Below are 26,875 nucleotides of genomic sequence, written 5' to 3' on the forward strand. Positions count from 1 at the left end.
AACAATGACATGGTTTTTAAATGAAAAAATCCAGAAACAAATCCCTGATTTCAATATCAACCATCTAAAGCAAATCAATGAATTTCACTACTTTAAAGAGTATAATGAACATTACGACTTGATCAACTGTATTGTAATACACATCCCATATGATTCCCCGAATCTGCAAGCAGACATTCATCTGAAATTTACCAACGTCTCTTCTGTTCAAATCAAAGATTTGGAGTTAACAAACGATTCCTATCTTTTTTTGAACATTCAACTTTTGGATAGAGGCTGGGAATATTTGAATTACTTTGTCGAAGATTATGAAGAACAGTATTTTTCTTTTTACTGTCAAACGGTTCAAGTCATACAAGTCGTATCAAATGAATCGGGCTAGTCGCTCTACATATGTGCGAATCATACTTCCCCATCCCAACACAGAAAGGTGCAATGACATTGAATCGAATCATGAAAGGGCTCTTATTTGTAGCTGTCATCACAGGCTTATTGGTTAGTGCGTTTTTTGTGTTCCGTTTCAACCAGCCTAAACCGACGACAAACATCCATTACGCAGACACACAAAACAAACAGCAAACACTCGATATGTATATGCCAAAGGGAAAAGATGAAGACAAAAAGAAGAAGCATCCAGTTATGATCTATCTCCATGGGGGAGGATGGACAGGCGGTGATAAAAACAGAGTTGCTTCTAAAGCGGATTATTTTACGGGTCAAGGGTATGTGTTTGTTTCAATGAATTACAGGCTTCACCCTGATGCCACCTATGAGCAGATGGCAGATGATACGGCGAATGCTATTAAGTGGGTCAAGGATCATGCAGATGAATATCAAATCGATTCGTCAAAAATTAATGTCATGGGTCACTCAGCAGGTGGTCATTTAACGGCATTGGTTGCTACAGATTCGACCTACTTAAAACGTGTGGGGCTGTCGCCAAAAACGATCAAATCCATCGTTATTTTAGATGGACCGTTAAACATCAATCAATTTATACAAGCCATTCCATCGTATAAAAAAGTGTTTGGCCAACAGGAGAAGACCTGGACAAAGGCTTCGCCTGTCACTTATATGAACGGAGCCAACCTGCCGCCTGTTTATTTAGTTACAAGATGGGAAAATCCTGAAGGATATCGATTTGCCGAAAAGCTCAATCATGATAAAGGCTCTCGGTATGTTTTTCGGGTTCATACGCTGAGCCACAGTGACCTAAATAAATGGTTTGGATCAGACCGGGCGCCAAAAGAAGCGCAAGAGATGACAAAGGCTGTCATGGCTTTTGTGAAAAAACAAAATCAATAATGAAAACCGTATGCTCAGGTAATCCATTTTGCCGCGGTATATGATAATCTGTAAATGGTTTGAGATCAAAGGAGTGTATGTTATTGTCATCACGAATGGAAAATAAAGTGTTCAATTGCGAAAAAGAGCTGACGCTGAATATTATCGGCGGGAAGTGGAAAATGTTGATTTTATGGCACCTTGGCAGAGAAGGGACAAAACGGTTTGGTGAGTTAAAGTCGTTAATGCCTGGGATTACGCAAAGAATGCTTGTCAATCAGCTAAGAGAATTAGAGGAAGATCACATTGTGCACCGGGAGGTTTATCCTGTCGTTCCGCCAAAGGTTGAGTATTCTCTCACAGAACTAGGAGAAAGCTTAATGCCAATTTTAGAGGCGATGTATGATTGGGGCAAACAATATCTCGACAGCAATTTCTTAAAAGATGATAAATAGAAATACCTACATGAGATACTGGTCGAAAGACAGTATCTTTTTTGTGACCATATGCGAAAAAGTATAGTATGTAAAAAAAAAGTGCGTACTAGGATTGCGCCATTCCTGTTGTTATACTCGTTTCATGCAAGAAAGATTCAAGATGCATCATCCGCGGAGCTCTTGAAGATGAAATAAATGCACAGGAGTGAAAGTTGATGAAATTACAATTAGCATTAGATTTAGTGAATATACCAGAAGCAATTGAGCTGATCAAAGAAGTAGAAGAATTTATTGATGTGGTCGAGATTGGGACCCCCGTTGTGATCAACGAAGGGCTGCGTGCTGTGAAAGAAGTCAAACAGGCGTTTCCGAATTTACGTGTGCTGGCCGATCTGAAAATTATGGATGCTGCCGGTTATGAAGTGCAGCAGGCATCCGAAGCTGGAGCGGATATTGTGACCATTCTTGCGGCGGCAGAAGATATGTCCATTCAAGGAGCGGTGAAGGAAGCAAAAGCAAGAGGGAAAGAAATTTTAGTCGATATGATTGGTATTAAAGATATCGCTGGTCGTGCGAAAGAGCTGGATGAGCTTGGAGTCGATTATATTTGTGTGCACACAGGCTATGACCTGCAAGCAGTTGGTCAAAACTCATTTGCTGACCTTATGACCATTAAACAAGTGGTCAAACAGGCGAAAACAGCGATTGCAGGCGGTATTAAGCTTGATACGTTACCTGAAGTTGTGAAATTAAACCCAGATTTAATTATTGTCGGCGGTGGTATTGCGAGCCAAGACAATAAAGCAGAAGTGGCGGCGCAAATGAAGCAGTTGATCACACAATCATGAAAACAAGCGACTATGTGAAAGCCATTTTAAGTGAGCTATCTGAGCACTCCTTAGCTACTCAAGATGAACAAACAGAAAAGCTTGTCTCAAGTATTTTAAACGCAAGGAAGGTCTTTGTGGCTGGTGCAGGCAGATCTGGTTTGATGGGAAAAGCGTTTGCCATGAGGCTCACGCATATCGGCATCAAGGCTTATGTGATCGGCGAAACGAATACGCCTGCTTTTACAAAAGAGGATCTATTCATTGTCGGAAGCGGTTCTGGTCGCACAGAGACCTTGCTTGTGCTCGTGAAAAAGGCAAAGGCGATTGGCGGAAGAGTGGCAACGTTTACTCTTTCAGCTGAATCACCTATAGCTGATCTATCGGATGAAGTCATCTTACTGTCAGGTGCGCCAAAGGATCAACATGAGGGAAAGCATCATACGATTCAGCCGATGGGCTCATTATTTGAGCAATCTTTGCTTCTTATGTATGATGCGGTCGTCTTGAGATTGATGGAGATGAAAGAGCTCGACACACATAACATGTACGGTCACCATGCGAACTTAGAATAGCCATGGTTAAAACCTTTCCTTTTTTAGGGGAAGGTTTTTTTAATAAAATGGAACTCAAAAAGGAGGATCACTTGACATAATGGATTAGATGTAACTATAATAGTTACATCTTTAAAGGAAAAAACGTAAGCCTCGGAAGGAAGATGAAGATGAAAGTACAAATTTGGTCAGATATCGCCTGTCCTTTTTGTTATATAGGAAAAAAACAGCTAGAAACAGCGCTTGATCAATTCCCTCATAAAGAACAGGTAGAAGTAGAGTTTAAAAGCTTTGAGCTTGATCCGCATGCACCTGTTGAAGTAGATTATGATGTGCATGATATGCTCGTCAAAAAATATGGCATGAGCCGCAGCAGAGCCATCGCAATGAATGAACAAGTAAAGCAGGCTGGCAAGGAGAAAGGAATCGATTTTCAATTCGATCCACTTATTTTAACAAACACCTTTGATGCCCACCAGCTCGCACAATATGCTGGAAAAATGGGAAAAGGCGATCTTGTCATGGGAGAGCTGTTTCAAGCGTATTTTACAGATGGCAAGCATGTTGGTGATCGTCAAACCCTTTTAGAAATCGCTGAAAAAGCAGGTCTTGATCAGAACGAAGTACAGAAGGTTCTAGACGGAGAAGAATTTGCAGATGAAGTGCGAAAAGATGAAAGAGAAGCTAGACAGCTCGGAATTTCTGCCGTGCCTTTTTTCTTGATCAATGACAAATATTCGGTTGCTGGTGCACAGCCAGCAGATACGTTCCTTCGTGCGCTTGAAACGGCTTGGACAGAAGAAGCAGTGCAAACGAAGAAAGCTGCTGCTGCTTCATTTGAAGCAGCATGTGCAGATGGCGTATGTGCAGTGCCATCAAATAAAGAAGAAGCATAATAGATATTCTCCCTATCTTGATAAAAGATGGGGATTTTTTTATTCATGAATCATGAAGACACCTTTATGACAATATCTTAGACCCTAAAGAAAATGGCAAAGAGGTTCCTCCGTCATATGATTTGATGAGCATGCTAAAAAGATCAACAGCAAAATGAGCCACCTGTAAAGAGGGCTCATTTTTTTCGTTCATTCAGTTGTTTAATCGTTTCACCTGGAATCAGTTCGGGCTCGTAAAATGTTTGATCAGGCAGGTTCTTTTTTCCTTGAATGTTCTTAATCATCCAGTCTGCTGCATCTCGTCCCATTTGCTCCTGAGGATGTGTCAGTGTTGTCAGCTTCACAGGGGCATTTTTTTGGACAATATACGAGTTATCCTGTCCAATAATCGACAGATCATCTTGAATGGATAGCCCCATTTCACTGCATACATTTGCCACTTCTAACCCCACCTCATCGTTATAGCAAACGAGGGCGGTCAGCTCATGCTGGTGTGCACGTGAAAATGTTTGAATATGATCCCCTAAATGCTGTTTTGATTCCTGTCTCAAAAACGGGGGTCAGTCCCGTCCCGTGGATAGATGGTTTTTTTTACTCAAGCGTCTGTTTCAGCTCATGTGGCAGTAAATCAATCAATTGATCATATGAAGACAAATCCAGTACTTCAAGAAGTGCATAATATTTTGCATAAATTTCACTGAGCTGATCAGGATGTTTCGTTTCATAACGATTCAAATGCAATTGAGTGAGTTCAAGTGCAATGTCCAATTTGTTTCGTTCCATGGTTTGTGATGTTGTGTTAAACATATCGTTCACCTCTTTTTTCAAGGTCATTGGAAAGATTATGGTGCAGTTCCGCAGCTGACCTTATATTCTTTTTCTTGTATCTTTTTTGAATAGCAGACGTAAGGTGTCATCCCCGTTTCGCTTTTCCAAGCCTGCCAATACACATCATAAAGCTGGCCATATTGAGGGTCTACATCATCTTTTTTTTGCAAAATAGCAAAATAGCTTTGGTAAGGGTAGCCTTCTTGATAAATGGCATGCCGAATGGCTCCTCTTTCAGTCGCATTTGTAAAAACCATAGGCGACAGCAGTGGGAGGGTGATGATCACAACGAGCAGGATGAACAATGAAAAGAGCTTATGTTTTGTTTTCATCAATGAATGTCCTTTCTTTCACAAAAGATCATTTGTATAATATGTTAAAATTGTCCTTTTGTAAAGAAAGAGAAAAATAGATTGCAAGCGAATTTTATCCAAAATAGACAAGCATCTAATCACAAATCGCGTCTCTTACATACGATAGAGTGTAAGTGAAAGACAACTTGAAGGGGTGTTGAGATGAGCCGGAATCGATTAGACAATTTTTTCTTTGGGCCTCGCAGGGGGAATCTTGGAGAAGTTGAAACGGTTGTATACCCTACACGTCAAATTGTCAACACGACAACAAACGAACAAACGATCAGAAAGATTCATCCAACTCATATCACAAACGTGAATAAAAACATCAAAAGAATTGAAAACTACTATCCTGTGACGCAATCTACTCGAAACGAGTATATTGTAGAAGAGTACGATTGTGGCAGTGATATCAAGAACCCTTGCTGCCGCCGGGTGAAACGCTGTAAGTGGTAGTGTGATCGTGAGGAAAAAGAGAGGCATCCTGTGTGGGATGCCTTTTGTGTGTTTAATGTTTCCTTTCATTTAATTATCCGTGATCAAGCTGAAAAAAACGATTTCCGAGTTATGAATAGCTGATGGAAGGAATCCGTGCAAAGCGGCCAACATTCTTTAATCTCCTTTCAAGATAAAATTGGAAACTACAAGATGCGTTTTGCTACACCACAATCAATGTGGACATTTTAAGCCTTGCATTAAAATCAGCTGGTGGAGACGGTTACACTCATACAAGAAAACCTGCAAAAATGAAAGAATCGAGCACATGTGGCAGCGAATGGGCGCAGACAGGGTATAGGGAAGTCGCTAATGACAAAAGTTCTTTCGTTTGCGAAGGAAAGAAAAGACTAAACACACGTTATCCAGACATGACGGCATCACGAGAGGAGAGGTGACGGTGCTGGAGCTTGAGGAGTGGAAGGAAGAAGAGCCAAGAAAAACAAACATAATAATTGATGAAAAAATGGTGCGAACACTAGATGAACATAAATATCTAGAAGATTCGCACCATTTTTAAAAATAATACCCATAAGTTTATATTTTGCTCGCTATCCCGTTAGAAATCGAAAATTCCAAAGAAATAACATTTAAAATAATGTATAAAATGGTATAATTTACTTTAAATTGACTGTCGTATTCTACATGAGTGCTAGGATTGAAATGATGATATGAGAGATAGAGTGTCTATTAGTTTAGTCCCATTTTAAAGGTCAACAGGAGTTGTGAACTTTTACATATAGACAAAAGTAGAAGCCTAAAAATCAATCAAGGAGCTTAATATGAACTATATCGCACATGTGAGAAAACAAGACGGTGCTATTCAAACCGTTTCCGATCATTTATTAGAAGTGAAGGCATTATGTGAAATGTTTGGAGATAAGCTTGGCATTCGCCATATAGCTGGATTGGCAGGAGTTCTTCATGATTTGGGTAAATATTCTAAAGAGTTTCAGCATTATATTCGAGAAGCAATTGCTTCTCCTGATCTACCTCCGCAGAGAGGAAGTGTTGATCATTCAACGGCAGGGGGACGGATGCTATATCAGATGTTTCATGGTCCTCCAAACGACCGGTATTATTCTCTTTTAGTAGAAATTGTTGCTAATGCAGTTATTTCTCATCATTCGGATTTGCAAGATTTTTTAAATCAAAAAGCAGACTCACCTTTTTTGACAAGAGTCAGAGATAAAGAAACACCAGAATTAAAAGAGTTACCTTTTATTCAAAAACGATTTTTTGAAGATGTGATGAATGAAACTACATTTCGTTTATATGTTCAACAGGCGGTACATGAACTAAAAGAATATATTGATTCTCCACCAAAGTCTGTATATGACCAATCTTTTTATTTAACTAAATTTGTTTTTAGTGCATTGATTGATGCGGATCGTACCAACTCTCGCCTTTTTGAAGAGAAACAGCAAACGGTTGAATCTGTTCAAGTAGACCAATTATTTAAAACGTTTCATCAACGATTGTTATCCCATTTAGATACGTTTCATTTAACAAGTCATCCCATCAATCAATTGAGAAACGATATGTCCATACAGTGCGCTCAACATGCAAAATACCCTTCAGACATTTATACACTGTCTATTCCTACTGGTGGTGGGAAGACGCTGGCTAGTCTTCGGTATGGACTGGAACATGCGCTTTACAATGATAAAAAGAAGATTATTTATGTTGTGCCATACACAACAATTATCGAACAAAATGCAGATGAGTTAAGAAAGGTGTTACAGGACGATCGGCACATTTTAGAACATCATTCTAATGTCATTGAGAGCGCAGATCATGTAGCAGAAGATCAAGAAGAGTTGGATGAATCTGCTTTTAATCGAAGCTACCAGTTGAAATTAGCGAGAGATAACTGGGATTCGCCAATTATTTTAACGACAATGGTACAGTTTTTAAATATCTTTTATGCAAAAGGTAACCGCAATACGAGAAGACTACATCAAATCGCTGAATCGATCGTGATATTTGATGAAGTACAAAAGGTACCGACCTCTTGTGTGTCTATATTTAATGAAACTGTAAATTTTCTCAAAGAAAAAGCAAAATGTAGTGTGGTTCTTTGTACAGCTACGCAGCCAGCATTGCACGTTGTGAGAAAAAAACTAGCATTGAACCAAGATGCTGAAATGATTCAGTCTATCGATGAGATAATCGAAGCCTTTCGCCGGGTGGAAATGATCGATTGTGCGACTCAAGAATCATTTCATCTTGAACAATTGCAAATGTTTGTTCAAAAACAATTCCAACGTGTAAACAGTGTGTTGGTTATTTTAAACACAAAATCAGTTGTCAAAAGCTTGTTTGAATGTTTACACCAACTGAACTTACCTGTCTATCATTTAAGTACATCGATGTGTGCTGCACATCGCCAAGATATTTTAAAAAAAGTCAATACTCACTTAAGAAACCAAGAACCAGTCATCTGCATCAGTACTCAGTTAATTGAAGCTGGTGTGGATATAAGCTTTCAATGCGTTATACGATCTTTAGCAGGTCTTGATTCCATTGCACAAGCAGCGGGGCGCTGTAATCGCCATGGAGAAAAGGAAAAAGGGCTTGTCTATATCATTGATTATCAAGAAGAAAAGCTGACGCATCTGTGTGAAATAAAGGAAGGTGGTCAAATTGTTAAGCGCATGTTAGAAGATGTAAAAAGGGATCCCTCTGCTTATGGCGGGCACCTGCTTTCTAGGGAGGCCATGAACTACTATTTTCAACATTTTTATTTGAAGTTTGAGACGAGGTTAGACTACCCAATGAAAGCTCTTGAGAAAAGCATGCTTGAATTAATCACTGGAAAAAATGGTTACCATGCTGCCTATACATTTAAACACGATCAAAAGCTGCCTCTTTGTCTATATGGCAGTTATAAAACTGCAAGTGATCATTTTAAAGTAATTGATCAATCAACGACAAGTGTCATTGTTCCATATCAGGAAAAAGGAAAAGCTATCATCGCTGAACTTAACGGTGCACATCAGGTCAACATCACTCAGTTACTAAAAGATGCCCAGCGATACTCAATTAATATCTTATCTTATCAAAAGGAAGAATTGATCAGACAGGGAGCTCTTCAAAGCTATTGGGACGGTCAAATTTTTTGTTTAACAGAAGGTGCATATGATCAGACGAATTTCGGTTTGAATTTAGAGAATGATAGTTCTATGGAAATAGCTATATTTTAAAAGTTAAAAATTTACATTAATGTGATGGTATGTTATGTTATTTTCATATAAAGGAAGCTGGGATAGGAGGTGTTGGGATGAGAAATTCAATTTCATTCCGCTTGTATGGGAATTATGCGCTATTTACTGATCCTTTGACAAAAATGGGTGGTGAGAAGTACTCATATCATATTCCTACATATCAGGCGCTAAAGGGAATTGTCGAATCAATTTATTGGAAACCTACCTTATTGATGGTTGTTGATAAAATAAGGGTCATGAAACCGATCAAAATGGAATCAAAAGGAGTACGGCCAATTGAGTATGGCAGGGACAAAAATACACTGGCATACTATACATATTTACAAGATGTAGAATATCAGGTACAAGCTCATTTTGAATTTAATTTACATCGATCTGACTTGGCGTTTGATCGTAATGAACATAAGCACCATAACATCTTGAAGCGTGCGCTCAATGTGGGTGGCAGGCGAGATATTTTTCTTGGTACAAGGGAATGCCAGGGCTACGTGGAACCGTGTGAATTTGGAGAAGGGAAGGGCTACTATGACGATTATGGTGATATTCACTTCGGTACGATGGTCCATGGACTGAACTATCCTGATGAAACAGGTGGTCAACATTTAGAGGTGAGATTATGGAATCCTGCGATGACAGATGGATATATTCAATTTATACGACCAGAAGAATGCCAGCTCGTGAGGCGGGTAAAACAAATGGGTGTCAAACAGTTCGATCGGGATCATATCGAAAGCGTAGAAGAGTTGCTTACTCATATTAAAGGGGAAATGGGCTCATGAGTTGGCTTTTGAACTTGTATAAAACGTATCAAGAGAATCTAGACAGGATTGGAAAGATAGAAGAAAGATTTTATGGAGATAAATCTAAAACGTTTACACTTCTACCAATTTCACACACAACACAAACCGCACATATTGAAGTTCTTGTAACAAAGGACGGGTCATTCCATTCTGCTAAGGTGACAGATAAGGAAGATGCAGTGACTGTTATCCCTTGCACAGAAGCCTCTTCTAGTCGTGCAGGTAGTGTTGTTGCCCCATATCCGTTGCATGATAAGCTGATGTATGTCGCAGGAGATTATGAGGCGTATGGTGGACAAAGGAAAGAGCATTTCCAACGATATATCGAAAATTTGGAATTATGGGCCAATTCATCTCATGCACATCCTAAATTGAGTCGTATTTTAGCTTATCTAAAACAAAAAACGCTGATTCGAAATTTGGTGGATGAAGGTATTCTTCACGTTGATGAAAATCAACATTTGATAGAGAAGTGGGATAAAAAATATGGTGAAAACAAGCCTGATATTTTTTCAGTCTTAGCGGGTGATCAATTTAGTGCTTTTGTAAGATTTGATGTCCATTCTTATCCTGAAGTAAGTCGTAAGGTGTGGAATGATGGAGAAATGTATGATTCATTCGTTCAGTTTTATAACACTTTATTAAATGATGAAGATATTTGCTTTGTAAAAGGCGAAGTGATTCCTCAAACTGAAAGACATGCTAATAAAATACGGCATTCAGGGGATAAGGCGAAGTTGATATCGTCAAACGATACAAGTGGATTTACTTTTAGAGGCCGTTTTGATAAAAGTCAGCAAGTTGCAAGTGTTGGCTATGAGGTATCACAAAAGGCACACAATGCGTTGAAATGGCTAATTCAATATCAAGGGAGATCAATAGATCAAAGGGTATTTCTAGTTTGGCAATATGACCAATTACAGACTCCTTCGCCTTTTGACGATCCGTATTCATTTGAAGATTTTCCTGAAAAAAAAGAAAGTTTTACTGCAAGAGAATATGCACAAGAAATCAGTAAAGCACTAGCTGGATACGAACATGATCTTCGACTGAAAAAAAGAGATATTCATATTTTAATTTTAGATGCAGCTACAACGGGCAGGCTTGCAGTACTCTACTATATTAATATGGACAAGCATTTATATTTGGACAGGTTAAATCATTGGTATGTGTCATGTTGTTGGAGGCAGCGTTATGCTGAGGGGAAAACCTCTATTGGGACACCAACACCAAAGGATATCGCCTTTGCCATGTATGGTCCTCAAGTGAAGGAACAATTGATAAAAGAGGTGGCAAGTCGTCTAGTGCCTTATATTGTTGGAAATCAAATGAATCAGAACATACCAAAGGATATTGTTAACCTTGCTTTTCAACGTGCCTCTAATCCTGTTGCAATGAAAAGCTGGGAATGGGAAAAAACATTAGGTATTGCATGTGCATTAGTGAATATAAAGGAGGGAATGGAAGTGGCTTTAGATCAGTCAAATACAGACCGAAGTTATCTATTTGGTCGATTGCTTGCCATTGCAGATGTGCTGGAGAGACGTGCTCTTGGAAGTGATGAACAAAGATCAACGAATGCGATACGTTATATGAATGCATTTTCAAGACACCCAGAACGAACATGGACAACAATATATGCAGCATTACAGCCATACCGCATAAAACTTGGAGCAAGAGGCATGTATCTAGAAAAAATGATGGATGGCATTCTTTCTTCTTTTGCAGTAGATGATTATACAAATAAACCATTATCGGGGAAATATATCTTAGGTTTTTCAAGTCAACGACATGAACTTTATCAAAAAAGAGATCAGACAAAAATGAATGGGACTGACGAAAAAGGGGAGTAAAACATGAATACTTTAAACAAAAAAATTGATTTTGCAGTTGTGCTATCTGTCCATAAAGCGAACCCAAATGGAGATCCGCTCAACGGAAACCGTCCAAGACAAACTCATGAAGGATATGGAGAAATTTCTGATGTAGCCATTAAAAGAAAAATCAGAAATCGTTTATTAGATATGGGAGAATCTATTTTTGTTCAATCTAACGATCGGAAGATAGATGGATTTGGCAGCTTAAAAGAGCGGGCAGAAGCAGATCCTGATGTTGGAAAACGTCTGAAAGATAAGAAAGCGACTATGGATGAGATTGCCAGATTGGCATGTGAAAAATGGACTGATGTACGTAGTTTTGGTCAAGTCTTTGCTTTTAAGGGGACAGGTGGAGGTGTTTCTGTAGGAGTGAGGGGACCAGTATCCATCCATGCCGCAACGAGTATTACTCCCATAGACTTGACGAGTATGCAGATCACAAAGAGTGTAAACAGTGAGCCTGGTGAGAAAAAAGGTTCTGATACGATGGGAATGAAACATCGAGTAGAACATGGGGTTTATATCTTTTATGGAAGTATCAACACGCAACTAGCTGAGAAAACAGGTTTTACAGAACAAGATGCAGAGAATATAAAAGAAGCACTTCGTACATTATTTGAAAATGATGCTTCATCTGCACGTCCCGAAGGCAGTATGGAAGTAAACAAAGTGATTTGGTGGGAGCATCAATCGAAAATGGGACAATATTCATCTGCTAAAGTTCATCGATTGTTGAATATAAAGCCATTACATGGTGAACCAAAAACGTTTGAGGAGGACTATCACTTCAGTGTATCAGAGTTAGAAGGTCTACAATATCAGGTGTTGGATGGCAAATAATAGAGAAGAAGAATACTTCATGCTGTCTGGTATTCAACATTTTCAGTTCTGTAAAAGGCAATGGGCACTCATTCATATCGAACAACAATGGGCAGAGAATGTAAAAACCATTGAAGGACAGCACCTTCATCAAAAAGCCGATAACCCATTTGTGAGAGAGAAAAGAAAAGACAAATTGGTTGTTAGGGGAATGCCAATTGTATCTCACCAGCTCAAAATAAGCGGGGTTTGTGACGTCGTTGAATTTATTTCACATAAAAAAGGAGTCTACATCCCTAGTTTAGAAGGGAATTACCTTGTTTTCCCTGTCGAGTATAAAAGAGGGAAGCCAAAAATGAATGATGCTGACATTCTTCAATTGACCGCACAAGCTGTCTGTTTAGAAGAAATGCTTCTTTGTGATATTCAGTCTGGATATATTTATTATCATGAAATCAAACAAAGGGTGGAAGTACCAATTACGACAGAAAATAGAATTAAAGCAAAAGTTGTGATGACAGAGATGCTGGATCTTTTTGAGAGGCGTCATACACCAAAAGTGAAAACAGGAACCTTTTGCAAAAATTGCTCGCTTCAACATATTTGTTTACCCAGTTTGATGAATAAAAGAACGGTCAAACAGTATATTGAAAGGGCGATGGATGAATGAGGAAGTTATTAAATACAATATTTATTACCCAGCCTGAAGTCTATTTAGCTTTGGATGGAGAGAATATTGTTTTACTGAAGGAACAAGAAAAAGCAGGTCGTCTTCCTCTCCATAATATTGAGGGAATTGTTTCTTTTGGGTATAGGGGAATGAGTCCCGCTTTAATGAGTTATTGTGCCGAAAAACATATTTCGATAGTGTTTTTATCAATGAGTGGACGCTTCTTGGCGAGAGTTTCCGGAAAAAGCAGAGGAAATGTCACTTTGAGAAAAAAACAATATCGAATGTCAGATCGTCAAGATATATCAGTTGAAGTCGCTAGGAATTTTATATTTGGCAAGATATATAACCATAAATGGATGCTTGAGCGAATGACAAGAGACTACCCATTGAGAATAAATGTAGCGTTATTTAAGCAAACGACTCAACATCTTTCAGATATTTTAGCTGATGTGAGGATCGAGTCTGATTTAGATAGGTTAAGGGGCTTAGAAGGACAAGCAGCTTCCGCATACTATCGAGTATTCGATGAAATGATTCTTCAACAAAAAGAAGCGTTCTCTTTCCATTCCCGTTCCAGAAGACCACCTCTTGATCCGATCAATGCCATGCTTTCATTTGCTTATACATTACTAGCTAATGATGTAGCAGCAGCATTAGAAGGAGTTGGACTAGACGCTTATGTAGGATTTCTTCATAGAGACCGCCCAGGGCGTATATCACTTGCTTTAGATGTGATGGAAGAACTTAGAGGGGTATATGCTGATAAATTTGTCTTAACAATGGTGAATAAGAAAATGATCTCTCCATCTGACTTTGTAAAAAAAGAAAATGGTGCAGTCATCATGACAGACAAAGGTCGAAGAACTTTTTTAACTGCATGGCAAAATCGCAAACAAGAGAAAATCAAACATCCTTTTTTAGGTGAAAAAATTGCATGGGGATTAGTACCCCACACTCAAGCACTCCTTCTCGCAAGATTTTTGCGAAATGATTTAGATGAATACCCACCATTTCTTTGGAAGTAGGGGATGTTTGATATGATGGTTGTGGTTACATATGATATCAGCACAATTGATAGAGCTGGGCAACGAAGACTTAGGAAAATATCGAAAATTTGTCAAAATTATGGCCAAAGAGTACAACATTCTGTTTTTGAATGTATTATAGATTCAACGGAGTTTGCTACAATGAAGCATCAGTTGTTGCAAGCTATCAACGAAGAAAAAGATAGCATTCGTTTTTACCAAATAGGTAACCAATATCGAAAAAAAGTAGAACAAGTTGGGGTAAAAGAAACAATTTTTGTAGAAGATCCTTTTATTTTTTAGGTGCGAATGTGGGGTGCACATAAATTCCCTGAAGCATTCGCACCTAAAAAGAAAGATTTTTCGACAAAATCTATCTCCTTATGTCTCATTAATTGATACTTTGTACAAATAGATGTGTCTTTTTTAACTGATTTTCTTAAAAAGAAGCTGTTTTATTTTGTTTTTTTATTGAAAATCGCCGTCGCACTCTACATGAGTGCGTGGATTGAAATTTTCTTCGCACTTTGACCATCACTGGTCAACCTAAAGTCGCACTCTACATGAGTGCGTGGATTGAAATACGAATTGAAAACAATGGTAAAGCTTCTAGCACTGTCGCACTCTACATGAGTGCGTGGATTGAAATAAGTTGCACAATTCCCAATGGATTATATCTATGTTGTCGCACTCTACATGAGTGCGTGGATTGAAATTACAAACCCATCTAGAGCTATCTTGTTTGCTAGGGTCGCACTCTACATGAGTGCGTGGATTGAAATGTGCTGATCATGGTGAAATTGTGGAGACGATTTCGTCGCACTCTACATGAGTGCGTGGATTGAAATATTTTAACGATATGAGCTTCTACCTTCGTTTGTGTGTCGCACTCTACATGAGTGCGTGGATTGAAATATTCAATTTTGCACCTAGACAACCATACAGAACAAACGTCGCACTCTACATGAGTGCGTGGATTGAAATATCAACACAGAGCCAAATATGGAACGGATACGAAGTCGCACTCTACATGAGTGCGTGGATTGAAATATATGGATAGACCCATTCCCCTGTGCGATCGTCCGTCGCACTCTACATGAGTGTAGGATCGAAAGTCTAACTTACTATTTATGTTGAATTTTTAATTTGATGCTAAATTATCAACCTATGTAAAAAAATAGTAAGTTTGCAATGGGAAAGAAAAGAGGTAATTGAATACTTATTGAATATTTGCTGGAATAAATGTATGTAAAGGAAAGGAGTGTTTCAGTGGTATTGATGAGGTTGATCAGCCTATATATGTTGACAGCGGTTGGTTTGGGATGGGTGATAAACTATTTTCCAGGTTTGATGCTGCCCATCTATATTCTTGCGATAATTGGGCTTTTGTTCTGTCTGGGTCATATTGCGTTCCATTATATTCAGAGAATCAGCATGTTGCTTGATAAAAAATAGTTGAAATGGAAGTCATAAAGATTGTATCTCTCGAATCTAATACCCCCACTATATGAAGGAGGTTTGTTTATTTTTTGATGATCTAGGTGCTGGATGATTTTCTTATTTGATTCTTTAATTTGTCTCAAAAGGGAGACGATATTGCCCGTAAACCCTATGAGCCTGACGACCAAACGATGCCTGATGTTGTTGAATGGATGGGGTTGAGGAATATTGATTTTCAAACAGGGTCTATAAAGCTAGAGGGGGGTTTTACGGGTGAAGCAGATGGAACGTGTAAAGGAGGAAAAAATGCATATTTTAGATGATACCATGCACGTTCATGTTGGGTATTATGAACGAGGTTTTGATGTTGAAGGGGTGTTCTTTAAGAATTTAGAAACGGGAAAATGGCTATTGTTTTTTGATCATAAAAGTTATGGGATTACATTTTTAAAGCCATATGAAACATACGTGGGTTTAGGGCTATTGATAGGGGAGTATTCCATTGAAGAGGACAGAATTGAGAATGAAGGTAATAAGCTGTTTGAGCGTTTTTTAAAAGAAAATGGGATAGTCAAGTAAATAGGCTGTGCGGGCATCGCCTTTAACAAAGATCGGTTTTCTTTCTATTACAGAAGAAAGAATGGACAAAATAAAAACAGACCCATATTAGATCTGTTTTTAAATACAGAAAAAAGTTATTTTGAAGTCTGTCTTCATTTCCCCTTCTCCCGCTTCCGTTTCTCCTTCTCCGCCCTGTAAAACTCATGAAACATCTTCATCAGCGCCCGTTTCTCAATTCGGGACACATAGCTTCGCGATATTCCGAGCTCTTTTGCTATTTCGCGCTGCGTTTTCTCTTTCTTTAAATCAAGACCGAACCGGCCGACGATGACTTCTTTCTCTCGGCCATCGAGAATGTCGATATACTCCTTGACTTTTTCAAGCTCCATGTTGAGCTGAATGGTATCAATCACATCTTCATTTTCTGATTTTAAAACATCAATTAATGAAATTTCATTGCCTTCTTTATCCTGACCAATAGGATCATGCAGAGAGACGTCCTTTTTTGTTTTTTTGAGTGCACGTAAATGCATGAGGATTTCGTTCTCAATACACCGCGCAGCATATGTTGCCAGCTTTGTTCCTTTTCCAGAGGAATAGCTTTCAATGGCTTTAATCAGTCCGATCGTCCCGATGGAGATGAGGTCTTCAGCGTCTTCCCCGGTATTTTCAAATTTCTTGACAATATGGGCGACGAGCCGAAGGTTATGTTCAATCAGCATGTTTCTTGCATGTTCATCGCCCTGCGCCATAAGGGCTAAGTATTTTTTTTCATCATCTCCCGAAAGGGGCTGTGGAAAGGCATTGTTTTTGACATAGGACACTAAAAACACCAATTCTTTGACCATCAATCCCATCGCTGTAAATACTCCTGCCACGATTTTCACCTCCACCATGTTTAGGCCACTGCCTATATCCTCAAATGTATGTGAAGGGAGGATTGTCTGTGTCTGTACGAGGAAAAAATCATCTTTTTCGAAAATAATGTGTTTGGGTCCGAATGTTTTTGCTGCCATTCTCATATGTTTGCGGTTTCTTTGCGGTGCTTGGCGGTTAAGAAACGTGCTAAAATATGTAATATTAGACCGAAAAGGAAGGGGTTTTTTCGGAACATGGGGAAGGTTCTTTCTTCACATGTAGGCATGAAAATTAATGAATGGTATCGAATGATACGGCAGTTCAGTGTTCCAGATGCGGAAATCTTGAAAGCGGAAGTAGAAGCGGAAATTGAACGTATGGAAGAGGACCAGCATTTACTGATTTATTATCAGCTCATGTGTTTTCGGCACCAAATTATGCTCGACTATATACACCCTTCAAAATATAAACCTTTCTCAGTATCTAACCTTGTCGATAAAATCGAAAATTCCAATCATGAGTTATCTGATATGCTGCATTATTACCACGCATTTTTTCGTGGCATGCATGAGTTTAGTCAAAAAGAATATTTAGAGGCCGTCAAATATTATCGAATGGCAGAAAAGCAGCTGTCCATGGTATTTGATGATATTGAGCAGGCTGAGTTTCATTTTAAAGTAGCAGAAGCCTACTATATTATGAAACAAACGCATGTCTCCATGCACCATATTTTAAAAGCACTTGAAATCTACGATCAGCATGCTGCATATTCCATTCGCATTATTCAGTGCCTCTTTGTCATTTCAGGTAATTACCAAGATTTAAAACGTAAAGATCGGGCGCTGCCTCATTTGAAAAAGGCAAAACAGCTCGCATCTCAAATTGACCATCCGCGCATTTATAGCTCGGCGCTCTATAATTTAGGGAAATGTTATGGAGAGCTAGGCTATAGAGAGGAAGCAGAACGATATTTAACCCAATCGGCTGACCTCGCCCGCAAAGAGATGCTTCCTACACTTCCTCATACACTCTATACATTGGCCAAATTGCTTTTTAGACAAAATGAGCAGCCAGAGGCAATGCGCATATTAGAGGATGGGAAATTGGCCTCAAAGAAGCATGAAGACCAGCTGTTCTGTCATATGTTTGAGTATCTGGATGCTTTATATGTTCAGGGAATCAATGAAGAACAACTGCAAAAAACCATTGATTATTTGGAAAAACTTAGCCTATACTCTTATATAGAGGATATCTCACTAGAAATTGCGACAGCCTTAGAAGCCTCTCAACAGTACCAGAAGTCCAACCAGTATTATCGAAAATTACTATGGGCTCAAAATCAAATCCAAGAAGGAGAGTGTCTGTATGAATTCTAAGCAACGTTCGACAGTTGAAGAGAGAAACCAAACGTGAAACAAAAAGCGGGCCTGATGGGCCGGCTTTTTTTATGCGGAAAAGAAGCAGACATGATCATGAATCTTGAATGAATTCATCAGAAAGCGGGCAATTTAATGTGTAATCATGTTCTGTGGAGGCGGTCTGATGAAAGGGTTGCATATCTTAATGTGTGTATGCGTATTATGTGCTTTTGTTCCTAATAAAATAGAGGCGCGGACATTAAAAAGAATCGACCTAGAAAAAACAGGGCGAGCCTTTTGGGACATGAGAGAGGAACGGAAAAAGATTGCGTTAACCTTTGATGATGGCCCTCATCCGGAATACACAAATCAAATACTAGATGTGCTGAGAGAGCATGAAGTGAATGCCAGCTTTTTTGTTATAGGGAGCCGTATGCATGCATACCCACAAATAGCAGAGCGGATTGTAGGCGAAGGAAATGAGCTCGGCAATCATACGATGAACCATTCGTATTTTGACCTTTTGTCATCGAAGGAAATCAAGCAGGAACTAAAAGAATCAGCAGCTCATATCGCATCCCTCCAGCCAGGCGGCCCTTTATTATTTCGTCCTCCTGGCGGACGCTTGAGCATGAAATCATTCCGCATTCTTTCAAAGCAAGGATATGATGTGGTCATGTGGTCCTTTACGCAAGACCCGAAGGACTGGTCAAGGCCTGGTGCACACAAAATAGCCAGCCGTATTATCGAAAATATTCAGGGCGGCGATATCATCCTTTTACATGATGGCGGGGGAAATCGTAAGCAGACGGTAGAAGCGCTGAAACAGGTGGTCCCTGAATTAAAGAATAGAGGCTATCAGTTTGTGAAAGTCAGCGAACTGCTCCATCATGATAGAGCTTATGTGCCGGTTCAGTTACAATAGAAAGCATTCGTCAAAAACAGTCATTCATTGAAACCAAAAGTCTTGTCGTTTACTATATGAAGAGGGCTTTTGGAGGTGAATGTTGTGAAGAAATTTGTTTTCCTTTTCATCCTCTTATGTGTCGCTGCTGGGTGCTCAAAACCAGCGCAGGAAAGCGTCATTGCATTCGGTGACAGTAACACAAGAGGATCAAACTGGGATTTTCGAGATTATCCAACATCTGAAAAATGGGTGAATCTCATGAAAAACGTCGAGCGCGGCCAAATTCAAGTGAAGAATGCAGGCATTGGCGGGCAGACAACAGAAGATGCGAAGCTTCGCTTTGAGCAAGATATTTTAAAACAAAAACCAACTTACGTCCTCATCATGTTCGGCACAAATGATGCGGCGATTCTAGACGGGAAACACCCTCGCGTGACCAAAAAACGATTTAAAGAAAACTTAACCTACTTCATTTCTGAAAGTAGAAAAGAAGGGATTACCCCGATTCTCATGACCTGTGTGCCTGTTGTAGAAGGTGGGAAAAAGGGCTTGTATTATTACTCTCGGTATAAGTCATCTTATTTTGCTGAGAGAGGCGGGGCAAGAGCTTGGCAAAACTCATATAATGACATCACAAGAGAAGTAGCAAAAAAACAGCAAGTGCCGCTTGTCGACAATTGGAAAGCTTTCATCCGAGAAGCTGGTGAAGACAGTGACAATGCCCTGATTCAGTCAGGTCTCATTGACCCTTCTGGCAATCATATGACACCAAAAGGGGCGAGAATCATTTATAACGAAATCAAAGAGCGTGATGTCATTAAACATTTTTAAATGCAGGCCATCTGCCTAAACAAGACCATCCATCCAGCATAGTCTAACAGTATATCTTCCTAGAAGGAGGTAACTGATATGTGGGGATGTCCTTATCCTTACCCTGCGTGTTCGCCTTATCCAGCTCAAGGAGCAGGAATCGGTTACGCTTTTCTTGTTGTATTCCTTGTTGTCATTTTGGTCGTAGGCGGAGGGTTATGGTTTTGGAATGAACAGCCTTGCAAATAAGACACCTCTTCTTTGATTAGAAGGGGTGTTTTTTACGGAAAATAGTAGTAAGCATATAGCGCAAGTGATATAATATCAGTCACCTGAGTTTAAAAAGGAGAGTGCTCGGGAGGCATGGTTCCTGGTGATATGGAATTAAGAGGAAACAGAGAGCATATGCCCGAGCGAACGTCTTTTCATTTCTGTCTCAATTAATTCAATGAAGTCACGATTTAAGTTCATTTCATTTGCTTTATAATACGATTCTATAAGTAAATCATCTGACAGCTTTTTCATACTAGAAACCCATATGATGGGAAAAACACCTCCCCTGAAAAAGTTGGCATAAAATTTGAGGAAAAGACATATCATCATAGGTTGATCGAATGTCTTTGAAGTACCTTTAATCTACCATGAATGGGAAACAAGAACAATCGTTCTGTTATCCACATGGTTAAGTGGATAACTTGTGGGTAGAGTGTTTATAATTGAATGAAAGCGTGATGAAATATAGGTGGATAATGTGTGTAAAATTATCCACACCTGTTGAAGGTCCTCATCATATGTCGAAAACTTTTTCATTGTATTCGATAGACAGACAAATTATGATTTGATTCGACACGATCGATGAAAAACCAAAGGAAGAAAGGGTGCAAACTGTGCTAAAGAAGTATTTCTTACCAGATGAATTTGTGAAAAGTATTTTCCACATTTCACCGCAAAAACTAAAAGAACGAAATGTGAAAGGCATTATTACCGATTTAGATAACACACTAGTCGAATGGGACCGTCCAAGTGCGACCCCGCGTTTAATTGAATGGTTTCAAGAGATGAAAGATCACGGGATACAAGTGACGATTGTATCGAACAATAACGAAAAAAGGGTCAAGCTTTTTTCTGAGCCGGTGCACATTCCGTTTATTTATAAAGCGAGAAAGCCTATGGGACGAGCTTTTAATAAGGCAGTTGCTGATATGCAATTGAAAAAAGAAGATGTGGTTGTCATTGGGGATCAGCTTATGACAGATGTGCTTGGCGGGAACAGACATGGCTTCCATACGATTTTGGTTGTTCCTGTTGCGGCGTCGGACGGATTTTTCACGAAGTTTAACAGGCAGATTGAACGCAGAATTTTAGGAGCCTTAAAGCGTAAGGGCCACATTCAGTGGGAGGAAGAGTAATAATGGAAAAGGTTGTTTGTATTGGCTGCGGTGTAGCCATTCAGACGGAAAATAAAGATCAATTAGGATATGCGCCGGCAGCATCTCTATTGAAAGAAGATGTGATCTGCCAGCGCTGTTTTAGGTTAAAGAACTACAATGAAATTCAGGATGTGTCATTAACCGAAGACGACTTTTTAAATATTTTACACAGCATTGGCGAGACCGATTCTTTAATTGTGAAGGTCGTTGATATTTTTGACTTTAACGGAAGCTGGATCAATGGGCTGAGCCGTATTGTCGGTGGTAATCCGATTTTGCTTGTCGGCAACAAAGTAGATATATTACCGAAATCCGTGAAAAAGGACCGTCTTGTTCAATGGATGAAGCGGGAAGCAAAAGAAAACGGATTAAACCCAATTGATGTATTCTTAATCAGTGCAAGCAGAGGACAAGGTGTGCCTGAGGTGATGGAAGCAATCGACCATTACCGCGACGGGAGAAATGTCTATGTTGTCGGCTGTACGAACGTCGGAAAATCAACATTTATTAATCGAATCATTAAAGAGGTGTCTGGGGAAGAGAATGTGATCACCACATCCCAATACCCGGGGACAACACTTGATGCCATTGAGATTCCGCTTGATGACGGGTCAGCGTTATTTGATACGCCGGGCATCATCAATCGTCATCAAATGGCGCATTATGTGGACAAAAACGATTTGAAAATTTTAACGCCGAAAAAAGAATTAAAGCCGAGAACGTTCCAGTTAAATGAAGCTCAAACGCTTTACTTTGGCGGGCTCGCTCGATTTGATTATGTAAAAGGCGGCAGAACCTCATTTGTCTGCTACATGCCAAACGAGCTCAACATTCACCGGACAAAGCTGGAGAACGCAGATGACTTATATGAAAAGCATGCAGGAGAGCTGCTTTCACCGCCGTCAAAAGAGGGAATGGAAGATTTTCCGCCGCTCGTTCCGCACACCTTTACCATTGATCAGCCGAAAACGGACATTGTCTTTTCAGGACTAGGCTGGGTGACAGCGAATGATGCAGGAAAGCAAATCAAAGTCTATGCGCCAAAAGGCGTTCATGTGTTTATGAGACGTTCGTTAATTTAAAAGTTCAAAGGGGGAGAGACCTTGAAACCTTTATACGGATTAATCGGTTACCCTGTTGGCCATTCAATGTCTCCAGATATTCATAACGCAGCATTAAAGGATGCTGGAATTGATGGGCATTATCATGGCTTTCAAGTAGAAGAACACGATCTTGCAGATGCCGTCAGCGGCATGAAAGCCTTAGGAATCAGCGGTTTTAATGTCACTGTCCCGCACAAGGTGGAGATCATGCAGTACCTTGACAAAATTGATGTAACAGCTGAACGCCTGCGTGCAGTCAATACTGTGCGTCTCGAAAAAGGTCAGCTTGTTGGATACAATACAGATGGAGAAGGCTTTCTTCATTCATTGCTTGAAGCTTTAGATCAGCCGTTATCAGAGCTGTCATTTCTTATGATCGGTGCTGGCGGAGCAGCAAGAGCGATTTATATGACAATGGCTGAATATGCTCCGAAAAGCTTTGACATCACCAACCGCACCATTGAAAAAGCTGAGTCATTAATTGAAAGTGCTGAAGGGAAAATCACATCAAGTGCTATCCCATTAAATCAAGCAGAAGAACGGCTCGGGAATTATGATGTCATCATCCACACAACCTCAATCGGGATGTACCCGAATGTTGAAGAAACCCCAATTTCTTTAACAAAAGCAAAGAAAACAGCGGTCGTTTGTGATATTGTGTATAATCCAATAGAAACAAAGCTGCTTAGTGAAGCAGCCGGGTTAGGTTTGAAAACAGTAGATGGGGTTGGTATGTTTGTCGGTCAAGCGGCAAGAGCCTTTGAACTGTGGACGGGCATCACGCCTGACGCCAGAAAAATGAAGTCAATTGTCATAGAGAAACTAGGAGGAACACCATGTTAAAAGGTAAGCAAAAACGTTTTTTACGTGCACAAGCACATCATTTATCCCCTATTTTTCAAGTGGGAAAAGGCGGGGTAAATGACAATATGGTCAAGCAAATTTCCGAGGCGCTTGAAGCAAGAGAACTTTTGAAAGTGAGCGTATTGCAAAACTGCGACGAGGACAAAACAGAGGTCGCAAAAGCACTTGTAAAAGGCGCAAAGGCTGAACTCGTACAAACGATCGGAAATGTGATTGTCCTGTACAAAGAATCTAAGGAAAATAAACAAATTAAGCTGCCGTAAAGGTGGATATGATATGAAAAAAATAGGGTTGTTCGGCGGTACGTTTGATCCCCCGCATAACGGGCATCTGCTGATGGCAAGTGAGGTGCGTTTCCAAGTAGGTCTTGATGAAATTTGGTTTATCCCAAATCACAAGCCTCCGCATAAAACGGGCAAAAAACGAGCAGATAGTCATCATCGCGTGAAAATGGTGGAAAAAGCGATTCAGTCAAATCCACATTTTCGAATCGAGCTTATTGAATTGGAGCGAGAGGGCCCTTCTTATACAGTAGATACCGTGGAGCTGTTAAAGAAGCATCATCCTGAAGAGGAGTTCTTTTTTATGATTGGAGCGGACATGGTCGATAATTTGCCGAAATGGCACCGAATTGATGAGTTGCTTCAGATGATCACCTTCATTGGGATGAAAAGACCAGGTTATGTAGGAAGTACGACGTATCCTCTTTTGTTTGCAGATGTTCCAGCATTTGATGTATCATCGACATTGATTAGGCAGCGAATGAAGCAGGGGAAACCTGTCGATTATTTGATCCCGAAAGCTGTTGAGCGTTATATAAAGGAGCATCATTTATATGAATCGTGAAGAAGCATTAAACTGTGTCAAAGAACAGTTAACTGAGCATAGGTATACACATACACTTGGGGTCATGGATACAGCCATTTCATTAGCGGAACGATTTGGTGCAGATGTGAAAAAAGCAGAGATGGCCGCTATTTTTCATGATTATGCCAAATTCAGACCAAAGGAAGAAATGAAGGGCATCATCCAGCAGGAGCAGATGAACCCTTTATTGCTTGATTATTCCCCCGAGCTTTGGCATGCCCCCGTCGGTGCATATTTGGTCAAAAAAGAAGCTGGAATTGACGACCAGGACATCTTAACTGCGATTGAATTTCATACGTCCGGCAGACCAAACATGACATTGCTTGAAAAAGTCATTTATGTTGCTGACTATATAGAGCCAGGACGTCATTTTCCTGGTGTAGAAGAAGTAAGAGAGTTAGCAGAGCATGATTTGGATCTTGCCCTGATTCAAGCATTAAAAAACACAATCAGCTTTTTAATGAAAAAGAATCAGCCAATCTTTCCAGATACACTTGCTACTTATAACTCGCTTGTGCATAAGAACAACTAAGGAGGAATTTTGATGGATGCATCATCAATTTTAAACATCGCAGCAGGAGCATGCGATGATAAGCGGGCAGAGGACATTATTGCCCTGAATATGCAAGGAATCTCACTTGTTGCAGATTATTTTCTCATTTGTCACGGGAATTCTGACAAACAAGTCCAGGCCATTGCAAGAGAAGTAAAACATCTTGCAGAAGAAGGCGGCATCGAAGTCAAAAAGATGGAAGGCTTTGATGAGGCAAGATGGGTATTGATTGATTTAGGAGATGTCATTGCTCATGTGTTCCACAAGGAAGAAAGAGGATACTATAACCTAGAAAAGTTATGGGGAGATGCGCCGAGAGAAACGCTTTCACTTGGCATTAATTCATGATTTATCAAGGGTTTGCAGGTGTGTATGATGAGCTCATGACACATGCACCTTATGATGAATGGGTTCAGTGGATACAGCAGTATATCAAGCCGAATAGTACCATCATTGATGTAGGCTGTGGAACTGGAGAGATATCTCTGCGGTTAGCTGAAAAAGGCCACATGGTCACAGGGATTGACTTAAGCGAAGAGATGCTGGCATTTGCGCAGCAAAAAGCACTGGCTCACAAGCAGTCGATTCAATTTTTACATCAGGATATGAGAGAGCTTACGGGCTTTGAACAAGCCTTTCAAGCAGCGGTTATTTGCTGTGATTCATTGAACTACTTAAAAAACGAAAATGACGTCAAAAAAACCTTTAAAAACATGTTTCAGCTTTTAGAGGCAGGTGGGGTTTTACTCTTTGACGTTCATACCCCTTATAAAATGGAAGAGGTATTCCCTGGCTCTACCTTCGCAGATCAAGATGAAGAGATCAGCTACATTTGGCAGAGTGATAAAGGGGATGCCATGTATTCGGTCATTCATGATTTAAGTTTTTTTGTAAAGGACGGAGACGTGTATCAGCGTTATGATGAGACGCATGAACAGCGTACATTTCCATTTGAGACTTATGCAGCGTTTCTTGAGTCAGCTGGCTTTGAAAAGATTGAAGTGACTGCTGATTTTACAAATGAAGCACCTCAGGAATTCGCCGAAAGATATTTTATTTCAGCTAAGAAACCAAAAACCATCGTTTAGTGGAACGATGGTTTTTTAAAACCCTTTTTTCGTTTGTTGCAAAGGTCACTAATTTCTGCGATCATCAGTAAACACACTTGGCGGGTATTGATGCGCAACCGCTTCAAGATCTTCATCGAACTTTTCATGGGTGTTTTGAAAAAGCCGGTGAAACATATCTTGAACACCTGCTTCAAGTGCTTTAATGCCCTCACCTGTGACGCCGCCTTTCACACACACTTTGTCCTGCAGGGCCGGAAGGGTATACACTCTTTTTTCAATCAAACGGCCAAGTCCTACAAGCATGTCTTCTGATAAGGTGGTGGCTTCCTCTTTTGAAATATCCGTTTCTTCAACGGCGGCTTCAATCATTTTCTGAACGAGAAAGCTGATAAAAGCAGGTCCGCAACTGACAATATCTGAAGCTGCCCGTGTGATTGAATGATGAATTTCAATTGGAGTTGAAATGCGCGAAGCTAGTTGTCTTAGTGTCGCTTTCGTCGCAACATTGCATGATGAACCGAAAGTTAAAAGGGATGCGCCTGATAACGCACGGTTTGTGATGCTTGGAATCAGTCTGGCTGTTTGACAAGGAACGATATCCTGAAGCTGTTCAGGATGAACAGGACTTGTAATAATGACAATGGTTTGCTGTTCTGTTAACAGCGGGCTCAGCTCTTTTAACAGTGGATAAATATCCAGTGGTTTGACACAAATAAAGATGAAATCTTTATTTGTTACAGCCCCTGAAAGCTGTTTCGTTACTTCGAGCTCTGGGTGGTTCTTTTTTATATTGAATGCTTTTTCAATGGTTCGGTTTGTGATGGTGATGGATGAGGGATTGACTGCCTTCGATTCAATAAATGCCTCAGTAAGTATGGTACCCATGTTTCCTGTACCGATTAACCCGATATTCAAACGTTCTCCCTCCTTAGACGCATAGGATCTGTTATCTTCTAAAC

General features: G+C 39.9%; 32 protein-coding genes, 1 pseudogene and 1 CRISPR repeat array. Of the genes and pseudogenes, 27 read left to right on the forward strand and 6 right to left on the reverse strand.

Annotated elements, in window-relative coordinates; translation table 11 throughout:
• Window positions 1–4: 4 nt before the first annotated feature.
• The 6 genes from BK049_RS15305 (at window position 5) to BK049_RS15330 (ending at window position 3,998) form a co-directional block, all read left to right on the forward strand.
• A complete protein-coding gene (locus BK049_RS15305; RefSeq protein ID WP_008356143.1) occupies window positions 5–382 on the forward strand; it encodes a hypothetical protein in 378 nt (125 codons plus the stop codon).
• A gap of 53 nt (window positions 383–435) precedes the next feature.
• Window positions 436–1,305, forward strand: a complete 870-nt coding sequence (locus BK049_RS15310; protein ID WP_071168884.1) for an alpha/beta hydrolase — start codon at window positions 436–438, stop codon at window positions 1,303–1,305.
• 77 nt (window positions 1,306–1,382) lie between these two features.
• Complete coding sequence (gene hxlR, locus BK049_RS15315) at window positions 1,383–1,739, forward strand: transcriptional activator HxlR (protein ID WP_029708013.1); 357 nt, start codon at window positions 1,383–1,385, stop codon at window positions 1,737–1,739.
• Between the two features lie 197 nt (window positions 1,740–1,936).
• A complete protein-coding gene (hxlA, locus tag BK049_RS15320) occupies window positions 1,937–2,569 on the forward strand; it encodes a 3-hexulose-6-phosphate synthase (protein WP_071168885.1) in 633 nt (210 codons plus the stop codon).
• Entirely contained in the window at window positions 2,566–3,123 is a 558-nt protein-coding gene (gene hxlB / locus BK049_RS15325; RefSeq protein WP_071168886.1) for a 6-phospho-3-hexuloisomerase, read from the forward strand. Before hxlA ends, hxlB begins: the two co-directional genes overlap by 4 nt.
• 149 nt (window positions 3,124–3,272) lie before the next feature.
• Window positions 3,273–3,998, forward strand: a complete 726-nt coding sequence (locus BK049_RS15330) for a DsbA family oxidoreductase (protein ID WP_071168887.1) — start codon at window positions 3,273–3,275, stop codon at window positions 3,996–3,998.
• 166 nt (window positions 3,999–4,164) lie between these two features.
• On the opposite strand, the pseudogene BK049_RS15335 reads toward BK049_RS15330, so the two are convergent.
• The 3 genes and pseudogenes from BK049_RS15335 to BK049_RS15345 all read right to left on the reverse strand — a co-directional run.
• Window positions 4,165–4,552: pseudogene (locus BK049_RS15335) on the reverse strand (substrate-binding domain-containing protein); the annotation flags it as partial.
• A 37-nt stretch (window positions 4,553–4,589) separates the two neighbouring features.
• A complete protein-coding gene (locus tag BK049_RS15340) occupies window positions 4,590–4,805 on the reverse strand; it encodes a hypothetical protein (RefSeq protein WP_008356156.1) in 216 nt (71 codons plus the stop codon).
• A gap of 35 nt (window positions 4,806–4,840) precedes the next feature.
• Window positions 4,841–5,158 carry a hypothetical protein gene (locus tag BK049_RS15345; RefSeq protein ID WP_008356159.1) on the reverse strand — a complete coding sequence of 106 codons (318 nt, stop codon included), beginning with the start codon at window positions 5,156–5,158 and terminating at the stop codon, window positions 4,841–4,843.
• Between the two features lie 183 nt (window positions 5,159–5,341).
• Here BK049_RS15345 and BK049_RS15350 point away from each other — a divergent pair, with 183 nt between their 5' ends.
• The 9 genes from BK049_RS15350 (at window position 5,342) to BK049_RS15400 (ending at window position 16,114) form a co-directional block, all read left to right on the forward strand.
• Complete coding sequence (locus BK049_RS15350) at window positions 5,342–5,635, forward strand: spore coat protein (protein ID WP_071168889.1); 294 nt, start codon at window positions 5,342–5,344, stop codon at window positions 5,633–5,635.
• An 821-nt stretch (window positions 5,636–6,456) separates the two neighbouring features.
• Window positions 6,457–8,880 (forward strand): CRISPR-associated helicase/endonuclease Cas3, encoded by a 2,424-nt coding sequence (locus BK049_RS15355; RefSeq protein WP_071168890.1) that lies wholly within the window; start codon window positions 6,457–6,459, stop codon window positions 8,878–8,880.
• 77 nt (window positions 8,881–8,957) lie between these two features.
• The gene (gene cas5c / locus BK049_RS15360; RefSeq protein WP_071168891.1) at window positions 8,958–9,680 is read left to right on the forward strand and encodes a type I-C CRISPR-associated protein Cas5c; all 723 of its coding nucleotides are present in this window, start codon (window positions 8,958–8,960) and stop codon (window positions 9,678–9,680) included.
• The gene (cas8c, locus tag BK049_RS15365) at window positions 9,677–11,554 is read left to right on the forward strand and encodes a type I-C CRISPR-associated protein Cas8c/Csd1 (protein ID WP_071168892.1); all 1,878 of its coding nucleotides are present in this window, start codon (window positions 9,677–9,679) and stop codon (window positions 11,552–11,554) included. The genes cas5c and cas8c overlap by 4 nt, the downstream gene beginning before the upstream one ends.
• A gap of 3 nt (window positions 11,555–11,557) precedes the next feature.
• The gene (gene cas7c, locus BK049_RS15370; RefSeq protein WP_008356168.1) at window positions 11,558–12,418 is read left to right on the forward strand and encodes a type I-C CRISPR-associated protein Cas7/Csd2; all 861 of its coding nucleotides are present in this window, start codon (window positions 11,558–11,560) and stop codon (window positions 12,416–12,418) included.
• Entirely contained in the window at window positions 12,408–13,067 is a 660-nt protein-coding gene (gene cas4 / locus BK049_RS15375) for a CRISPR-associated protein Cas4 (protein ID WP_008356169.1), read from the forward strand. Before cas7c ends, cas4 begins: the two co-directional genes overlap by 11 nt.
• Window positions 13,064–14,095 (forward strand): type I-C CRISPR-associated endonuclease Cas1c, encoded by a 1,032-nt coding sequence (gene cas1c / locus BK049_RS15380; RefSeq protein WP_071168893.1) that lies wholly within the window; start codon window positions 13,064–13,066, stop codon window positions 14,093–14,095. The genes cas4 and cas1c overlap by 4 nt, the downstream gene beginning before the upstream one ends.
• Window positions 14,096–14,107: 12 nt before the next feature.
• The gene (gene cas2 / locus BK049_RS15385; protein ID WP_008356173.1) at window positions 14,108–14,398 is read left to right on the forward strand and encodes a CRISPR-associated endonuclease Cas2; all 291 of its coding nucleotides are present in this window, start codon (window positions 14,108–14,110) and stop codon (window positions 14,396–14,398) included.
• Between the two features lie 180 nt (window positions 14,399–14,578).
• Window positions 14,579–15,145: direct repeats of the CRISPR family, unit length 32 nt; unit sequence GTCGCACTCTACATGAGTGCGTGGATTGAAAT.
• Window positions 15,146–15,841: 696 nt separating this feature from the next.
• Window positions 15,842–16,114: a DUF3986 family protein gene (locus tag BK049_RS15400; protein WP_071168896.1), complete on the forward strand. Its 273-nt coding sequence runs from the start codon at window positions 15,842–15,844 to the stop codon at window positions 16,112–16,114.
• Window positions 16,115–16,248: 134 nt separating this feature from the next.
• Here the strand turns inward: BK049_RS15400 and sigK are convergent, their stop codons facing one another.
• The gene (gene sigK / locus BK049_RS15405; RefSeq protein WP_034738387.1) at window positions 16,249–16,977 is read right to left on the reverse strand and encodes an RNA polymerase sporulation sigma factor SigK; all 729 of its coding nucleotides are present in this window, start codon (window positions 16,975–16,977) and stop codon (window positions 16,249–16,251) included.
• Between the two features lie 231 nt (window positions 16,978–17,208).
• On the opposite strand from sigK, the gene BK049_RS15410 reads away from it, so the two are divergent.
• The 4 genes from BK049_RS15410 to BK049_RS19595 all read left to right on the forward strand — a co-directional run bounded on the left by BK049_RS15410 (window position 17,209) and on the right by BK049_RS19595 (window position 20,278).
• Window positions 17,209–18,330, forward strand: coding sequence for a response regulator aspartate phosphatase (locus tag BK049_RS15410; RefSeq protein WP_071168897.1), 1,122 nt, complete (start codon window positions 17,209–17,211; stop codon window positions 18,328–18,330).
• Window positions 18,331–18,496: 166 nt separating this feature from the next.
• Window positions 18,497–19,237 carry a polysaccharide deacetylase family protein gene (locus BK049_RS15415; RefSeq protein ID WP_071168898.1) on the forward strand — a complete coding sequence of 247 codons (741 nt, stop codon included), beginning with the start codon at window positions 18,497–18,499 and terminating at the stop codon, window positions 19,235–19,237.
• 84 nt (window positions 19,238–19,321) lie between these two features.
• Entirely contained in the window at window positions 19,322–20,050 is a 729-nt protein-coding gene (locus BK049_RS15420) for an SGNH/GDSL hydrolase family protein (RefSeq protein ID WP_034738389.1), read from the forward strand.
• Between the two features lie 78 nt (window positions 20,051–20,128).
• The gene (locus BK049_RS19595; RefSeq protein WP_003217499.1) at window positions 20,129–20,278 is read left to right on the forward strand and encodes a hypothetical protein; all 150 of its coding nucleotides are present in this window, start codon (window positions 20,129–20,131) and stop codon (window positions 20,276–20,278) included.
• Between the two features lie 135 nt (window positions 20,279–20,413).
• On the opposite strand, the gene BK049_RS15425 is transcribed toward BK049_RS19595, so the two are convergent.
• Window positions 20,414–20,554, reverse strand: a complete 141-nt coding sequence (locus tag BK049_RS15425) for a sporulation histidine kinase inhibitor Sda (protein WP_003217327.1) — start codon at window positions 20,552–20,554, stop codon at window positions 20,414–20,416.
• A gap of 362 nt (window positions 20,555–20,916) precedes the next feature.
• On the opposite strand from BK049_RS15425, the gene BK049_RS15430 reads away from it, so the two are divergent.
• The 8 genes from BK049_RS15430 to BK049_RS15465 are packed head-to-tail and all read left to right on the forward strand — an operon-like array spanning window position 20,917 to window position 25,934.
• A complete protein-coding gene (locus BK049_RS15430; RefSeq protein ID WP_008356191.1) occupies window positions 20,917–21,438 on the forward strand; it encodes a YqeG family HAD IIIA-type phosphatase in 522 nt (173 codons plus the stop codon).
• Window positions 21,439–21,440: 2 nt separating this feature from the next.
• A complete protein-coding gene (yqeH, locus tag BK049_RS15435) occupies window positions 21,441–22,541 on the forward strand; it encodes a ribosome biogenesis GTPase YqeH (protein WP_008356193.1) in 1,101 nt (366 codons plus the stop codon).
• A gap of 21 nt (window positions 22,542–22,562) precedes the next feature.
• A complete protein-coding gene (aroE, locus tag BK049_RS15440) occupies window positions 22,563–23,405 on the forward strand; it encodes a shikimate dehydrogenase (RefSeq protein WP_008356196.1) in 843 nt (280 codons plus the stop codon).
• Window positions 23,399–23,689: a ribosome assembly RNA-binding protein YhbY gene (gene yhbY, locus BK049_RS15445; RefSeq protein WP_008342507.1), complete on the forward strand. Its 291-nt coding sequence runs from the start codon at window positions 23,399–23,401 to the stop codon at window positions 23,687–23,689. The genes aroE and yhbY overlap by 7 nt, the downstream gene beginning before the upstream one ends.
• Before the next feature lie 13 nt (window positions 23,690–23,702).
• Window positions 23,703–24,272, forward strand: a complete 570-nt coding sequence (locus BK049_RS15450) for a nicotinate-nucleotide adenylyltransferase (RefSeq protein ID WP_071168899.1) — start codon at window positions 23,703–23,705, stop codon at window positions 24,270–24,272.
• Window positions 24,262–24,825, forward strand: coding sequence for a bis(5'-nucleosyl)-tetraphosphatase (symmetrical) YqeK (yqeK, locus tag BK049_RS15455; protein ID WP_008356201.1), 564 nt, complete (start codon window positions 24,262–24,264; stop codon window positions 24,823–24,825). The genes BK049_RS15450 and yqeK overlap by 11 nt, the downstream gene beginning before the upstream one ends.
• A gap of 12 nt (window positions 24,826–24,837) precedes the next feature.
• Window positions 24,838–25,194 carry a ribosome silencing factor gene (rsfS, locus tag BK049_RS15460; protein ID WP_008342502.1) on the forward strand — a complete coding sequence of 119 codons (357 nt, stop codon included), beginning with the start codon at window positions 24,838–24,840 and terminating at the stop codon, window positions 25,192–25,194.
• Window positions 25,191–25,934, forward strand: a complete 744-nt coding sequence (locus tag BK049_RS15465; protein WP_071168900.1) for a class I SAM-dependent DNA methyltransferase — start codon at window positions 25,191–25,193, stop codon at window positions 25,932–25,934. Before rsfS ends, BK049_RS15465 begins: the two co-directional genes overlap by 4 nt.
• A gap of 48 nt (window positions 25,935–25,982) precedes the next feature.
• Here the strand turns inward: BK049_RS15465 and comER are convergent, their stop codons facing one another.
• Complete coding sequence (gene comER / locus BK049_RS15470; RefSeq protein ID WP_071168901.1) at window positions 25,983–26,831, reverse strand: late competence protein ComER; 849 nt, start codon at window positions 26,829–26,831, stop codon at window positions 25,983–25,985.
• Between the last annotated feature and the right edge of the window lie 44 nt (window positions 26,832–26,875).

This window comes from Bacillus xiamenensis (assembly GCF_001857925.1).
Classification (GTDB): domain Bacteria; phylum Bacillota; class Bacilli; order Bacillales; family Bacillaceae; genus Bacillus; species Bacillus xiamenensis.

Excerpts from the sequence above, each read along its gene's own strand:
- cas5c (WP_071168891.1), top strand. The coding sequence starts at position 8,958 with ATGAGAAATTCAATTTCATTCCGCTTGTATGGGAATTATGCGCTATTT.
- BK049_RS15400 (WP_071168896.1), top strand. The coding sequence starts at position 15,842 with ATGCATATTTTAGATGATACCATGCACGTTCATGTTGGGTATTATGAA.
- rsfS (WP_008342502.1), top strand. The coding sequence starts at position 24,838 with ATGGATGCATCATCAATTTTAAACATCGCAGCAGGAGCATGCGATGAT.
- hxlR (WP_029708013.1), top strand. The coding sequence starts at position 1,383 with ATGTTATTGTCATCACGAATGGAAAATAAAGTGTTCAATTGCGAAAAA.
- BK049_RS15355 (WP_071168890.1), top strand. The coding sequence starts at position 6,457 with ATGAACTATATCGCACATGTGAGAAAACAAGACGGTGCTATTCAAACC.
- yqeH (WP_008356193.1), top strand. The coding sequence starts at position 21,441 with ATGGAAAAGGTTGTTTGTATTGGCTGCGGTGTAGCCATTCAGACGGAA.
- cas7c (WP_008356168.1), top strand. The coding sequence starts at position 11,558 with ATGAATACTTTAAACAAAAAAATTGATTTTGCAGTTGTGCTATCTGTC.
- cas4 (WP_008356169.1), top strand. The coding sequence starts at position 12,408 with ATGGCAAATAATAGAGAAGAAGAATACTTCATGCTGTCTGGTATTCAA.
- BK049_RS15330 (WP_071168887.1), top strand. The coding sequence starts at position 3,273 with ATGAAAGTACAAATTTGGTCAGATATCGCCTGTCCTTTTTGTTATATA.
- BK049_RS15340 (WP_008356156.1), bottom strand. The coding sequence starts at position 4,805 with ATGTTTAACACAACATCACAAACCATGGAACGAAACAAATTGGACATT.
- cas8c (WP_071168892.1), top strand. The coding sequence starts at position 9,677 with ATGAGTTGGCTTTTGAACTTGTATAAAACGTATCAAGAGAATCTAGAC.
- BK049_RS15425 (WP_003217327.1), bottom strand. The coding sequence starts at position 20,554 with ATGAAAAAGCTGTCAGATGATTTACTTATAGAATCGTATTATAAAGCA.
- BK049_RS15415 (WP_071168898.1), top strand. The coding sequence starts at position 18,497 with ATGAAAGGGTTGCATATCTTAATGTGTGTATGCGTATTATGTGCTTTT.
- BK049_RS15410 (WP_071168897.1), top strand. The coding sequence starts at position 17,209 with ATGGGGAAGGTTCTTTCTTCACATGTAGGCATGAAAATTAATGAATGG.
- BK049_RS15310 (WP_071168884.1), top strand. The coding sequence starts at position 436 with ATGACATTGAATCGAATCATGAAAGGGCTCTTATTTGTAGCTGTCATC.
- hxlA (WP_071168885.1), top strand. The coding sequence starts at position 1,937 with ATGAAATTACAATTAGCATTAGATTTAGTGAATATACCAGAAGCAATT.
- BK049_RS15345 (WP_008356159.1), bottom strand. The coding sequence starts at position 5,158 with ATGAAAACAAAACATAAGCTCTTTTCATTGTTCATCCTGCTCGTTGTG.
- BK049_RS15450 (WP_071168899.1), top strand. The coding sequence starts at position 23,703 with ATGAAAAAAATAGGGTTGTTCGGCGGTACGTTTGATCCCCCGCATAAC.
- BK049_RS15465 (WP_071168900.1), top strand. The coding sequence starts at position 25,191 with ATGATTTATCAAGGGTTTGCAGGTGTGTATGATGAGCTCATGACACAT.
- cas1c (WP_071168893.1), top strand. The coding sequence starts at position 13,064 with ATGAGGAAGTTATTAAATACAATATTTATTACCCAGCCTGAAGTCTAT.
- cas2 (WP_008356173.1), top strand. The coding sequence starts at position 14,108 with ATGATGGTTGTGGTTACATATGATATCAGCACAATTGATAGAGCTGGG.
- BK049_RS19595 (WP_003217499.1), top strand. The coding sequence starts at position 20,129 with ATGTGGGGATGTCCTTATCCTTACCCTGCGTGTTCGCCTTATCCAGCT.
- hxlB (WP_071168886.1), top strand. The coding sequence starts at position 2,566 with ATGAAAACAAGCGACTATGTGAAAGCCATTTTAAGTGAGCTATCTGAG.
- BK049_RS15305 (WP_008356143.1), top strand. The coding sequence starts at position 5 with ATGACATGGTTTTTAAATGAAAAAATCCAGAAACAAATCCCTGATTTC.
- yhbY (WP_008342507.1), top strand. The coding sequence starts at position 23,399 with ATGTTAAAAGGTAAGCAAAAACGTTTTTTACGTGCACAAGCACATCAT.
- BK049_RS15350 (WP_071168889.1), top strand. The coding sequence starts at position 5,342 with ATGAGCCGGAATCGATTAGACAATTTTTTCTTTGGGCCTCGCAGGGGG.
- yqeK (WP_008356201.1), top strand. The coding sequence starts at position 24,262 with ATGAATCGTGAAGAAGCATTAAACTGTGTCAAAGAACAGTTAACTGAG.